13 protein-coding genes and 1 tRNA gene are annotated in these 13,521 nt (G+C 34.4%); 11 read left to right on the forward strand and 3 right to left on the reverse strand.

Annotated features, from left to right (window positions below; genetic code table 11):
• The first annotated feature begins 101 nt into the window (after positions 1-101).
• From trxA to V7M80_RS04350, 5 genes are all read left to right on the forward strand, one after another.
• Positions 102-419, forward strand: a complete 318-nt coding sequence (gene trxA / locus V7M80_RS04330) for a thioredoxin (protein WP_333694285.1) — start codon at positions 102-104, stop codon at positions 417-419.
• A gap of 139 nt (positions 420-558) precedes the next feature.
• Positions 559-2,712 (forward strand): prolyl oligopeptidase family serine peptidase, encoded by a 2,154-nt coding sequence (locus tag V7M80_RS04335; protein ID WP_333694287.1) that lies wholly within the window; start codon positions 559-561, stop codon positions 2,710-2,712.
• A 113-nt stretch (positions 2,713-2,825) separates the two neighbouring features.
• On the forward strand, positions 2,826-3,752 hold the full coding sequence (locus tag V7M80_RS04340) for a DUF58 domain-containing protein (RefSeq protein ID WP_333694288.1): 927 nt from the start codon (positions 2,826-2,828) through the stop codon (positions 3,750-3,752).
• 86 nt (positions 3,753-3,838) lie between these two features.
• Positions 3,839-3,912 (forward strand) — tRNA-Asp (locus V7M80_RS04345).
• Between the two features lie 379 nt (positions 3,913-4,291).
• On the forward strand, positions 4,292-4,864 hold the full coding sequence (locus V7M80_RS04350) for a pseudouridine synthase (RefSeq protein ID WP_333694289.1): 573 nt from the start codon (positions 4,292-4,294) through the stop codon (positions 4,862-4,864).
• A gap of 84 nt (positions 4,865-4,948) precedes the next feature.
• On the opposite strand, the gene V7M80_RS04355 is transcribed toward V7M80_RS04350, so the two are convergent.
• Positions 4,949-5,425 carry a TspO/MBR family protein gene (locus V7M80_RS04355; RefSeq protein WP_333694290.1) on the reverse strand — a complete coding sequence of 159 codons (477 nt, stop codon included), beginning with the start codon at positions 5,423-5,425 and terminating at the stop codon, positions 4,949-4,951.
• A 91-nt stretch (positions 5,426-5,516) separates the two neighbouring features.
• Between V7M80_RS04355 and V7M80_RS04360 the strand changes: the two genes are divergently transcribed.
• The 6 genes from V7M80_RS04360 to V7M80_RS04385 are packed head-to-tail and all read left to right on the forward strand — an operon-like array spanning position 5,517 to position 10,208.
• A complete protein-coding gene (locus tag V7M80_RS04360; RefSeq protein ID WP_333694292.1) occupies positions 5,517-6,605 on the forward strand; it encodes a diphosphomevalonate/mevalonate 3,5-bisphosphate decarboxylase family protein in 1,089 nt (362 codons plus the stop codon).
• Between the two features lie 11 nt (positions 6,606-6,616).
• Positions 6,617-6,967, forward strand: a complete 351-nt coding sequence (locus V7M80_RS04365) for a four helix bundle protein (RefSeq protein WP_333694293.1) — start codon at positions 6,617-6,619, stop codon at positions 6,965-6,967.
• A gap of 34 nt (positions 6,968-7,001) precedes the next feature.
• Complete coding sequence (locus V7M80_RS04370) at positions 7,002-7,940, forward strand: mevalonate kinase family protein (protein ID WP_333694294.1); 939 nt, start codon at positions 7,002-7,004, stop codon at positions 7,938-7,940.
• Positions 7,941-7,961: 21 nt separating this feature from the next.
• On the forward strand, positions 7,962-8,912 hold the full coding sequence (locus V7M80_RS04375) for a geranylgeranylglycerol-phosphate geranylgeranyltransferase (protein WP_333694296.1): 951 nt from the start codon (positions 7,962-7,964) through the stop codon (positions 8,910-8,912).
• Positions 8,913-8,970: 58 nt separating this feature from the next.
• Complete coding sequence (locus tag V7M80_RS04380; RefSeq protein ID WP_333694297.1) at positions 8,971-9,846, forward strand: pseudouridine synthase; 876 nt, start codon at positions 8,971-8,973, stop codon at positions 9,844-9,846.
• Positions 9,846-10,208, forward strand: coding sequence for a nuclear transport factor 2 family protein (locus tag V7M80_RS04385; RefSeq protein ID WP_333694298.1), 363 nt, complete (start codon positions 9,846-9,848; stop codon positions 10,206-10,208). The genes V7M80_RS04380 and V7M80_RS04385 overlap by 1 nt, the downstream gene beginning before the upstream one ends.
• 59 nt (positions 10,209-10,267) lie before the next feature.
• Here the strand turns inward: V7M80_RS04385 and V7M80_RS04390 are convergent, their stop codons facing one another.
• Together V7M80_RS04390 and V7M80_RS04395 are read right to left on the reverse strand one after the other, a co-directional pair.
• On the reverse strand, positions 10,268-12,400 hold the full coding sequence (locus V7M80_RS04390) for a M3 family metallopeptidase (RefSeq protein ID WP_333694299.1): 2,133 nt from the start codon (positions 12,398-12,400) through the stop codon (positions 10,268-10,270).
• A 127-nt stretch (positions 12,401-12,527) separates the two neighbouring features.
• On the reverse strand, positions 12,528-13,521 hold a 994-nt coding region (locus tag V7M80_RS04395; RefSeq protein WP_333694300.1), incomplete at its 5' end, for a gliding motility-associated C-terminal domain-containing protein.

Genomic DNA, 13,521 nt, shown 5'->3' on the forward strand with positions numbered 1-13,521 from the left:
ATAATCAAAACTAATTTTCAATTAACACGACTTTAAGTTTTAAATTTTTAAATTTGCATCATAAAACTTGAAACAAAGTTAAACCTTTAATAAAAAAACATATGGCATTAGCAATAACAGATGCTACTTTTGAAGAAGTAGTATTAAAATCAGACAAGCCGGTTTTAGTAGATTTTTGGGCAGCATGGTGTGGCCCTTGTAGAATGGTAGGTCCGGTAATTGATGAAATTTCAACCGAGTATGAAGGAAAAGCAGTCATTGGAAAAGTAGATGTAGATGCAAATCAAGAATTTGCCGCAAAATACGGAGTGAGAAATATTCCAACCGTTTTAGTTTTCCAAAATGGAGAAGTGGTAGGAAGACAAGTAGGTGTAGCTCCAAAGAAAAATTATACAGATGCTATTGATGCGTTGTTGTAATCAATCTTAAAAACACATTTCATACCCGGATTTAATCCGGGTTTTTTTATACTTTTTTCGCAAATTATATCAATGGATTTAATTTTGTAAATATGTTAAATAGTTATAAATTTGACATTAATTTATAAAAAATTAGACCATGTATTCATCAAAAAATATAATAATTACAGTATTTGCTTTGCTGAGTAATACTTTGTTTTCTCAATCCTATCCACCAACAAAAACGGGAAACGAAGTCGATGTTTTTCACGGGGTATCTTATCCTGATCCTTTACGTTGGATAGAAGACATGAAAAATCCTGAAGTAGAACAATGGTTTAAAAACCAGGCAGAATATACCAACCAAGTTTTTAGCAAAGTGAATGGCATTCAGGCTTTGGCAAAAGAATGGGGTAATTTAAGTTTAATTCAACAAGAAAAGTATAAAGATATTTATTTCAGGGGAGGCATTTATTTCTATAAAAAAACGCTACCCAATGAATCTGTCGGAAAAATTTACATGCGAAAAGGGAAAGAGGGTAGTGAAGAGCTGTTGTTTGATCCTACAACTTTTATTGCAGAAAAAACACTTTCAGTAACTGCAATCAAACCTAGTTTTGATGGGAAATACCTAGGGATTGGTTATGCTGAAATGGGAGCCGAAATTGGAAGTTTGATAATAATTGACGTTGTAAAGAAAAAGGTTTTACCGCAAAAATTTGAACCCAATTATAACGGAATTAGTGAATGGATGCCGGATAATTCAGGATTTTTGTGGCCTAAATTAGCTACATCTGATATGACTAGCCCCGAACTTTTTATGAATCTCAAAACGATGTTTCAATCAATAGATTTGACAAAACCAAGTGAAGATTTTTTCTCTAAAGCCAAAAATACAGAACTACCTATTGACGCTTCTGATTTTCCGGTAGCTTTTGCAACTGATGATATGCCAAATTATGTATTTGGAGGATTATTCTCCGTGCAAAATGAATTAAGAACATTTTACGCATTAAACGATAGCAAAACAAAAAAATCTTTAACTTGGAAAGTGCTATCTGAGGTGAAAGATGGTCTTGTCGGAACCATTGAATTTCATCAAGGAAAAGTTTTTGCGGTTTCTACCAAAGAAGCTTCAAATCTTAAATTGATTTCTACTTCATTAGAAAACCTTGATTGGGATAATGCGGAAATAATCATGCCTGAAAGAAAAGAAACTTTGCAAGAATTTGTAAAATGCAATGATTATCTGGTTGTGGTTTACAGTGATGGAATCAATTGTTCACTCTATAAATATAGTTTGATAACTAAAAAAGTGGAGAAAATTGAAACGCCATTATCGGGTACTTTTACTTTAAGTGTTGTAGATAGAAAAAAGAATGAAATAATGGTCAAAATTACAAGCTGGAATAAAGCACCAACAGCCTATGATTTGGATTTGGATAAAAACACATTTAAGCAAAGTATGTTCAGTAAACCATCAAATTATCCTAAAGCATTTGATGAATTAGTAGTGGAAGAAGTAGAAGTAAAAGGACATGATGGTGTAATGATACCTTTATCGCTAATATACAAAAAAGACATCAAAAAAAATGGCCAAAATGTGTGTGTGATGGAAGCTTACGGGGCTTATGGAATGAGTTCAAAACCTTCGTTTGATTTTATGTATAACACTTTGGCAACTAAAGGGGTAATTATTGCTATTCCACACGTTAGAGGTGGTGGTGAGAAAGGCTATGAATGGTACATGGGTGGACATAAATCTAACAAACCCAATACGTGGAAAGACTTTATTAGTTGTGGTGAATGGCTTATACAAAATGGTTATACTTCTCCTGCTAAATTGGGTGGTATGGGTACTTCTGCCGGTGGAATATTGATAACAAGAGCCATTACTGAACGACCGGATTTATTTGCAGCAGCAGTGTGTAATGTAGGGATTTCTAACGCTTTGCGAATGGAATTTACACCTAATGGAGCAAATAACACCAAAGAATTTGGTACAACTAACGATCCAACTGAATGTAAAGCACTATATGAAATGGATGGTGTGGCTCATATTATAAAAGGAGAAAAATATCCTGCTGTTTTGTGTGTTGCCGGATGGAATGACCCAAGAGTGATTCCGTGGCAACCTGCAAAATTTGCTGCCATGATGCAGTTGAATACTGCTACTACAAAGCCTGCTTTGCTTAAAGTAAATTTTGATAATGGTCATTTTACTGAGGATAAAAATGTAACCTATCAAGATTTTGCTCATCAATTCGGATTTGTTTTGTGGCAATGCGGTCATCCTGATTTTCAAATGAAATAGCTAAATAAGTTGGAATGTATTTAGTTTAAGGTTCAGTCGAAAGATTGAGCCTTTTTTGTTAAAATTATGAGGTAAATCAATCGCTTTTCAAATTTTCAAATTATCTTTGAGACATGAGGATTGATCAACAAAAAGAGATAATTTCCGGGTTTAAGCATTTAGAATTATTAGCCAATCAAGTGGTGGAAGGCTTTATTTCCGGTATGCACAAATCGCCATTTCATGGATTTTCAGCTGAATTTGCCGAGCATAAAGTGTATAACAAAGGTGAAAGCACCAAACACATCGATTGGAAATTATTTGCCAAAACCGATCGTTTATACACCAAACGATATGAAGAAGAAACTAATTTGCGTTGTCATTTGATTATCGATAATTCTTCTTCCATGCATTTTCCTCAATTGGAATCGGGACAGCCCTTTTATGAAAGTAAAATAGGTTTTTCGGTTTTAGCTTCTGCCGTTTTAATGAATTTGCTCAAAAAGCAACGGGATGCGGTAGGCTTAAGTGTTTTTTCAGACACCTATGAATATTATGCTCCCGAAAAAGGAAGTGATCGCCACCATCGGATGATTTTAAACAAATTAGAAGACCTTTTGGAAAATCCTAAAGTGGCTAAACCTACCGAAACAGTTACTTTTCTTCATCAAATTGCCGAAAAAATGCACCGTCGTTCGATGATAATTTTATTTACGGATATGTTTCAAAACGGTGAAGAAGAAAAATTGTTTACTGCTTTGCAACATTTAAAACACAACAAACATAAAGTAGTTTTGTTTCATGTTTTAGATCAAAAAAGAGAGTTAAATTTTGATTTTGATAACGCACCTCGAAAGTTTATTGATGTAGAATCGGGAGAAACGGTCAATTTATTTGCCGATAATATTAAAGAAGTATATGAAAAAAATGTGGATGCTTATTTCAAAAAAGTAGCGATGACGTGTGCTCAAAATAAAATAAAGTACGTTCCGGTTAATGTTGGTGCCAATTTTGAAAAAATACTCACTACATATTTGGTTGAAAAACAAATGTTTGGCTAGTGTTGTGGCTTTTGAATAAAAAAAAGTAAAAAAAATACTTGCAGATATAGAAATCAGTTGTATATTTGCAACCGCAATAAAGCGATGGTTTGGTAGTTCAGTTGGTTAGAATACATGCCTGTCACGCATGGGGTCGCGGGTTCGAGTCCCGTCCAGACCGCTAAAATTGGGAAAAATTTTAAAAGCACTTTGGTAACAAAGTGCTTTTTTGCCCAAAAAAGCATTGAAAATAGTTGTGTTGTTTTGGACGACCGAAAGGGAGTCCTGGTTTAGTAGTTAGACCAATGAAAAGCTTTTCACCTTTTGGTGAATGGCTTTTTTGCTTTATACGATTTTCAGTTTTATCGCTAATTATAAATTTAGTGGCTTTGCGTCTCAGCATGAGATAATTGTTTTCTCGCAAAGACGCAAAGTTCCAAATATTACGGTTTAGTTTTATTTACAAGAAAAATTAAAACCAATTTTGAAAATAAAAGTTCTCTTTTGAAATTTGAAAACAGTGACTGCAAACTGCGACTGTCAACTGAACACTCAAAAAAATGAAAAACCACCGCCACTTTTTACTCCACAAACCCTACGGCTACCTGAGTCAGTTTATCTATGAACTGAAACGAACCAAAAAGTTGTTGGGAGAATTGCATGATTTTCCTCCCGGAACCATGGCAATTGGTCGTTTGGATGAAGATTCGGAAGGGTTGATTATTCTGACTACAGATGGTATGATGAGCGAAGTAGTGCGAAGCAAAAAAGTAGAAAAAGAATACTATGCTCAAGTGGATGGCATCATCACTCAAGAAGCCGTTGAGCAATTGCAAAACGGCGTTTTAATAGGCTTTAAAGGCACCAAATACAAAACCAAAAAATGTAAAGCCAAAAGGATTGATGACCCAAATTTTCCTGCACGATCACAAAAAATACGCGATGAGCGTCACGGACCCACTTCTTGGGTTTCAATAACCTTAACCGAAGGAAAGTTTAGGCAAGTTCGCAAAATGACCTCTGCGGTTGGTTTTCCCACGCTACGTTTAGTTCGTGTTCGGATTGGAAATTTTCACTTAAGTGATTTGCAATCGGGAGAGGTTTTGGAGATTGAAAGTGTTTTGAGTGTTTGAAAGGATTTTTTACAATTAGAATGTTAAACGGCTCGGCTCGGCTCTCCTTTGGAGAGTCCCGTTAACTATCGGGAGGGGGTGAGGCTAGCTATTCAACCACCAAATACTACCATTTAAAAGCGTTGCAAAACTAACCCATAGTAAATACGGAATTAATAATTTACTAGCCAAAGGGTCAATTGGTTTGAAAAGCTTAATGGTTTCAAAAATTAGTAACCAAAGCAACAAAATTTCAATGAAAGCCAAAAACGGATTGCACATGCCAAAAAACAAAAAACTCCACAACGCATTTAAAATCAATTGAATGGCAAAAACCCAAAGTGCTTTTTTAACTAAAACAGGAACAATTTCCATCTTGCTCCAAACCAATCCGGCACTCACGCCCATCATCACATACAAAAGTGTCCAAACCGGAGCAAATAACCAATTGGGTGGATTAAAAACAGGTTTAATTAACGTAGGATACCACGTTTCAATAGAGGATTGTGTGGCCATTCCGGCACCATAACCCACCGCTAAACAAACTAGAACAGCAACCGCAATTTTGAGAGATTTTGACATGGTGAATTTTTATTCAAAAGTATAACAAAACCACGTTCAAAAAAAGTCTGCATGACACAAAATCTGTATCTTTGCTCCAAAAATAAATTGCATGCAAACGCCTTCAGATTTTATTCCGAAAGAGTATTCACAAACAGTTGAAAAAGGTAGTTTTCAATGGTCGGCTCCCAGTAATATTGCTCTGGTGAAATATTGGGGAAAAAAGGAAAATCAAATTCCGGCCAATCCTTCTATTAGTTTTACGTTGAAAAATTGCAAAACCATTACAAGTTTATCTTTTTCCAAAATAGAAAAAGGGGAAAATTTTTCTTTCGATTTGTTATTTGAAGGTAAACCAAAAGAATCGTTCCGACCGAAAATTCAAAAATTTTTGGAACGAGTCGAGGTGTATTTGCCTTTTTTAAAAGACTATCATTTCACGATTGACACACAAAATACTTTTCCTCACAGTTCAGGAATTGCTTCTTCAGCTTCCGGAATGGCAGCATTGGCTGTAAATTTTATGAGCCTGGAAAAAATCTTAAATCCTGAAATGTCTGTAGACTATTTTAATCAAAAATCATCCTTTCTGGCCCGTTTAGGTTCTGGAAGTGCCTGCAGAAGTGTAAAAGGTGAAGTAGTTATTTGGGGAAATCATCAGGAAACGCAAAACAGTTCAGATTTATTTGGGGTTGAATTTTCAACACTTCATTCAAACTTTAACAATTATCAAGACACAATTTTATTGGTTGATAAAGGCGAAAAACAAGTTTCGAGTACCTTAGGCCACGATTTGATGAATGGTCATCCCTTTGCCGAAAAAAGATTTGAGCAAGCTCATCAAAATTTGTCAAAAATGAAAGCTATTTTAGCCAATGGCGATGTTCCTGAATTTGTGAAACTAGTTGAAAGTGAGGCGTTAACCTTACATGCCATGATGATGACATCGATGCCGTATTTTATTTTGATGAAACCCAATACGTTGGAAATCATTAATAAAATTTGGAAATTTAGAGAAGCAACAGCCATTCCGGTATGTTTTACTTTAGATGCTGGAGCAAACGTACATGTTTTGTATCCCGAAAACGTTAGAGATGAAGTTTTGCAATTTATTAAGAATGAATTAGTTGTGCATTGTCAGAACGAACAGTATATTTGTGACGAAATTGGAAATGGAACTCAATTGATAATTGACAATTGACAATTCTTGAAATGGAGAAAAAAAATGTTATTAAAGAAAAATCTTTTGAATTCGCAGTAGAAATAGTTTATCTTTATAGGGTTTTAATAGAGAGAAGAGAGTTTGTTTTGTCTAAACAGCTACTGCGTTCAGGAACGTCAATTGGTTCAAATGTAAGAGAGGCAGAACAAGCGGAGAGCAAAGCAGATTTTATTCACAAATTGGCAATTTCTTTGAAAGAAGCAAATGAAACTGAATATTGGTTGGATTTATTGTTTGAAACTAAGTTTATAAATGAAATAGAATATCATGCTATAAAAGTCAAGAATATAGAGATTTTAAAATTATTGACCAGTATTATAAACACATCAAAGTCAAAGTAATTATCAATTATTAATTGTCAATTATAAATTAAATATGAAAGGACCCCTTTTTTACTCAAAAATTCTTCTATTTGGAGAATACGGAATTATTAAAGATTCAAAAGGACTTTCGATTCCGTATAATTTTTACAACGGAGCATTGAAAGTGAGTGAAAATCCGTCTCCGGAAGCTGTAAAATCCAACGAAAGTTTAAAGCGATTTGCTGTTTATTTAGCACAATTACAAGCTGAACAACCGGAGTTGGTTACCTTCAATCTGGAAGTATTAAATCAAGATATTGAAAGAGGAATGTATTTTGACTCCTCCATTCCACAAGGATATGGCGTGGGTAGTAGTGGAGCTTTAGTGGCTGCTATTTATGATAAATATGCCAATAACACCATCACGGTTTTAGAGAATTTAACCCGAGAAAAATTATTACAATTAAAAAATATCTTTTCTCAAATGGAGTCCTTTTTCCATGGGAAAAGTTCCGGATTAGATCCATTAAACAGTTATTTGAGCTTACCAATTTTAATCAATTCAAAAGACAATATTGAACCAACCGGTATTCCGTCTCAGGCTACCAATGGAAAAGGGGCTGTGTTTTTGTTAGATTCAGGCATAGTAGGTGAAACGGCACCGATGGTAAACATTTTCATGGAAAATTTGAAAGACCAAGGTTTCCGTACCATGTTGAAAAATCAATTTGTTAAATATACCGATGCCTGTGTGGAAAATTTCCTTCAAGGCGATGTGAAGTCTTTGTTTTCTAATACTAAAAAATTATCAAAAGTCGTATTGAATAACTTTAAACCCATGATTCCTGAACAATTTCACCAAGTTTGGCAAAAGGGAATCGATACCAACGATTATTATTTAAAGTTGTGTGGTTCCGGTGGAGGCGGTTATATTTTAGGATTTACTCAAGATTTAGAAAAAGCCAAAGCTTCTTTAAAAGACTATAAATTAGAAGTAGTGTATCAATTTTAATATTGATTTAAAAACTCCTTTATGGCATTATCCAGAAAAAACAAATTGATTGTAATGAAAATCATCAGTTTGTTTTCTGTGGTGCGAGGATACAATATACCTATAATCATTTTAGCTCAATACCTTTCGGCCATCTTTATTTTGGCCGAAAAACGAGCATTGGATGTGGTGTTGGATTTCAATTTGTTTATCATTGTATTGGCTTCTACCTTAACAATAGCTTCAGGTTATATTATTAATAGTTTTTACGACAGTCAAAAGGATTTAATTAACAAGCCTAACAAAACCATGTTAGACCGTTTGGTTTCACAAAAAACGAAACTGCAAGTGTATTTCGGACTCAATTTTTTTGTATTTCTGATTGCGTTTTTGGTTTCTTGGAGAGCGGTTTTGTTTTTTTCTACCTATATTTTTCTCATTTGGTTCTACTCACATAAAATAAAGAAATACCCTATTATTGGAAATGTAACAGCGGCTTTGTTGGCAGTTCTTCCCTTTTTTGCCATTCTTTTGTATTATCAAAAAATTGACGGCATTCTTCAAAATTTAAACAACGAAAAGTATTATGTCATTTTTGCCCATGCCTCTTTCTTGTTTTTGTTGATTTTGATTCGGGAAATGATTAAAGATTTAGAAAACATCAAAGGTGATTTGGTTCAAAATTACAGAACGATACCTGTCATTTTTGGTGAAAATTTTTCTAAAAAAATCATTACGTTTTTAGTAGTTTGTACAGTTGCCCCCGTTTATATTCTCATCGAAATGTATGATGTAGGTTATATGGACAGTTATTTTTATCTCAGTTTTATCATTTTAATTGTCTTTTTGGCCAAGTTGTGGAAATCTACTTCTAAAGAAAATTACCTGCTTTTACACAACATCTTGAAATTTATCATAGTTGCTGGAGTTTTTAGTATTGTATTAATAAAACCTTCGGTACTAATTCACGGTAAAGAAGTGCTGGATATTTAATCTGAAATCCTTTTCTGTTCCCAATTTTCAATTCCGTATCTTTACAAAAAATTTAAAGATGAACAAAAAAGACGGAAGCAGCAGAAAATCAACTTCCAACAAAAATACAAAGGGAAAGCCAAGTAGTTCTAATAAACCAAAACCGGCTATGGCGAAACGTTCGCAAAAACCTAAAAAAGTCACACCCAATCTCGATGCGTTGCCTGCCAAACCGAAAGTAAAATCGGATGATATTCGTTTGAATAAATACATTGCCAATTCCGGAGCTTGTTCACGTCGTGATGCAGACATCTATATTCAATCCGGAAATGTAAAAGTAAACGGTCACGTGATTACCGAAATGGGTTATAAAGTGAAACCCGGTGATGTGGTTAATTTCGACGGAGCAAACATCATACCCGAGAAAAAAGAATATCTTTTATTGAATAAACCCAAGAATTTTACCACCTCTGTTGATGATGAACGCGATATGCGAAATGTGTATGAGTTGATTAAAAATGCAACGCCAACCAAATTACAACCCATTGGCAGAATGGATAAAAACACAACCGGTTTGTTACTCTTTACGAATGATACCGATATGATTCGAAAATTCAGTTTGCCAAATCAGAAGTCAACCAAGATTTACCAAGTTTCATTAGATAAAAACCTTAAGTTTGAAGATTTAGAAAAAATAGCGGGTGGTGTTTCCTTTGATGAACATCGACTTTATGTAGATGAAATCAGTTACATTGAAGAGCAACCTAAAACAGAAATAGGAATCAAATTACGAACGGCCAATGTTAAAGTGGTTCGCTCTATTTTTGAGAAATTTGGGTACAATGTTTTAAAGGTGGATCGTGTGGCTTTCGCCGGATTAACCAAAAAGAATTTACCGCGAGGCAATTGGCGATTTTTAACTGAACAAGAAATCATCAATTTAAGAATATTTTAATGAGTGCCGAAGTAAATTTGTCTATCGCATACAAATGGTTTGACGCTTTTAATCAACATAATTTGGAGCAATTATTGTCACTTTATGACGAACAGGCTCAACATTTTAGTCCAAAATTGAAAATCAGAAAGCCCGAGACCAAAGGTTTTGTCAGAGGTAAAGAAGCTTTGCGAGAATGGTGGAAAGACGCGTTTGATAGATTGCCAACCTTACACTACAAAGTTACATCATTAACGGCTAATTCTGACCGGGTCTTTATGGAGTACATTCGAAATGTTGAAGGCGAAGACGAAATGTTAGTAGCCGAAGTTTTGGAAATTTATGAAAATAAGATTCTCTTTTCCAGAGTATATCATGGATAAAAAAAATCCCGAAAAATCAAATTTTCGGGATTTTTTAATTGAATTAATAACACCTTTTTTTATTTTGTTTTCGTATCCAGTCCTCTTTTTCTTAATAAAGGTTCAATACTTGGTTCGCTACCTCTAAATCTTTTATACAAATCCATTGGTTCTTCTGTGCCTCCTTTTTCAAGTATGTTTTTTCTGAAAGAATTTGCTTTTTCTTTATTAAACAGTGTGGTTTGCTTAAATTGATCAAAAGCATCAGTATCTAAAACCCCAGACCAAATATAACTGTAATATCCGGCAGAGTACCCTCCGGCAAAAATATGACTGAAATAGTTGGCTTTGTGACGAGGAACAATAGCTTCAATCAAACCAATTTTTTGCATAGAAGCTTTTTCAAAAGCTGCTGCCGTTCCTGATATGGGTTTGGTTTGCATATGAAAATCCATATCTAAAAATGAGGAAGCTAAATATTCAACAGTAGCAAAACCTTGTCCATAAGTTCCTGCATTTTCCAATTTTTGGATTAAAGCATCCGGAATGGTTTCGCCGGTTTTATAGTGTTTGGCATACATTTTTAAAACTTCCGGATCAGAAGCCCAATTTTCCATTACTTGTGAAGGTAATTCAACAAAGTCTCTTGGAACACTTGTTCCGGCTAAGCTTTTATAGGTAACATTAGATAGTAATCCGTGTAAGGCATGACCAAATTCGTGAAAATAAGTAGTCACTTCATCAAAAGTAAATAGGGCAGGTGTATTCTCTGTAGGTTTAGAGAAGTTACATACAATAGAAATAATAGGAGGAATTCGTTTTCCATTTTCCGTTTTTTGGGGTCTGTATGAAGTCATCCAAGCTCCACCTCTTTTGGAGTCTCGGGGGAAGAAATCCATGAATAATAAACCAATTGGTTTGCCATCTTTTTCTTGTACCTCCCAAGCAGTAACATCCGGATGGTAGGTTGGTATATTGTTTAAAGGTTTGAATTTTAAACCATACAATTTTTCACAGACCATAAATACCCCATTGGTTGTGGCTTCAAGACTAAAATAAGGGCGAAGTTCTTGTTCGTCTAAGTCAAATTTGGATTTTCTTATTTTTTCGCTGTAATATCTCCAATCATACGGTTTTACGGCATCTTGAATACCTTCTTTAACCATCATTTCTTTAATTTCGGCTTCTTCAACTTTTGCTTTGGCAAGAGCGGGTACCCACAGTTGATTCAGGAAATCCATAACTTTTGAAGGCGTTTTTGCCATACTTTCTTCTAGCACGTAATGTGCGTGAGTTTCATAACCTAATAATTTTGCTTTTTGAGCACGTAGGTTTGCAAGTTCTATAGCTGTAGCGTTGTTGTCAAATTTATCGCCGTTGTTGCATCGATTGGTATAGGCAAGCCAAATTTGTTCTCTTAATTTTCTGTTTGTACTGTACTGCAAAAAAGGCATGACACTTGAGTTCGAAAGGGTGAATACCCATTTGCCTGGTTTTCCTTTTAATTTAGCCGTTTCAGAAGCGGCAGCTATAACATCTTCCGGAAGTCCTTCTAGTTGACTTGCATTGTCTAAAACCAATTCGTAAGTATTCGTTTCTGCTAAAATATTTTGTCCAAATTTCAATGTTAACAAAGAAAGTTCACTGTTGATTTTTCTTAATTCTTCCTTTTGTTTTGCATTTAAGTTTGCACCACTACGAACAAAACTCTTGTAATTTTTTTCTAAAAGTTTATTTTGCTCCGCATTCAATTTTAATTTGGCTCTATCATTCCAAAGTTTTTTCACTTTAGCAAATAAGGCATCATTCAAATAAATATTGTCATTGTGTGCCGATATAAGCGGAGCAACTTCTTTTGCAATTTGTTGAATGCCTTCGTTAGTATTGGCAGAATTCAAATTGTAAAATACTGTAGAAACTCTACTCAAGAGATCGCCAGAATTTTCTAAAGCTAAAATGGTATTTTCAAAAGTAGGCATACTTTTGTTATTTGTTATCACTTTAATTTCGGCTTCTTGTTGCTTGATTCCTTCCTCAATTGCAGGTTTGAAATGTTCGTTTTTAATCAAATTAAAAGGAGGAACATTGTAGTCACTTTTGTAATTCCCAAAAAATGGGTTGGTATTAAATGTAGATTTAATTTCTTGAGCCAATCCGGTGGAGGCAGTTGAAAGTCCCATAAGTAAAATGAGTGATAATGATTTTGCTTTCATTGAAAATATATTGAATGAGCTAAAATAACACTTTTATAATTTTTGAATTTTGCTCTTAACTAATTTTTAAGACAAAAGAACCGATTCGTTATCGGAATCGGTTCTGGTTTTTATAGAAAATGGCTATTTATTGCATGAGATAAATCCAACCGGTTTTGGTTTCACCATTTTTGAATTCAATTACATAGTAATAGGTTGCGGATGGGAGAATTTCACCCTGATCTGATTGTCCTCGCCATTGATTGGTGTAGTTTGTTTTAGAATAAACTTTGATTCCATAACGGTTAAAAATACTTAATTTCTGTACTTCAAAATGTTCTAAATCAAAGAAATCATTTGAGCCATCATCATTTGGAGAAATTCCTTTTTGAATGCCACAGAAAATTGAGGCAAGCTGAATAGATTCCTCTAAACTACATCCATCTATTGTGGTTACGTTAACTCTAAATATGATTGGAAATGTTTCTGTTTGAGGTGTGCTTCTAATGTATTCTGTAACATTAAAAGTAGATGAATTTGATCCTACAGTTACTCCGTTTTCAGTCATCCAATTGAAATCAGAGACTATCACATTTGAGGAATTGGTAAGTTCAACTCCCAAAATAAATTGATTGTTTTCACATTGATCTGTAATTTGATATGAAATTTCCGGAAACACAGCAATTGAAACAGAAACCGAATTGGCACAGGCAGTGTTTTGCGGTGTGAATTGGTAAACTGTATTTTGTGTAGTATTTACACTTGAGGGGTTCCAGGTTCCTGAGATTCCATTTTCTGATACCGTAGGTAAGATAAAAGAAGTAGAATTAAAACAAACTGAAGTAGGGAGAGTAAATACAGGCGTAATGGGATTGGTAACTGCAACATTTACCGTAAAACTTTCGGCACAAGCATCGGAAGGTTGAAAAGTATAACTGCCGGATTGGGTATTGTTTATTACGGCCGTATTCCAAACGCCATTCACATTATTGTTTGAAATTGAAGGAAGTATAGGTGCGTTTTCACCGAAACAAATACCAATTTGATTGCCAAAAGAAAAGGTTGGTGTAACTTGAGGTGTAATTGTAACATTTACCGTAAAACTTTCGGCACAAGCATCGGAAGGTTGAAAAGTATAACTG

This window comes from Flavobacterium sp., from assembly GCF_036759525.1.
GTDB lineage: Bacteria > Bacteroidota > Bacteroidia > Flavobacteriales > Flavobacteriaceae > Flavobacterium.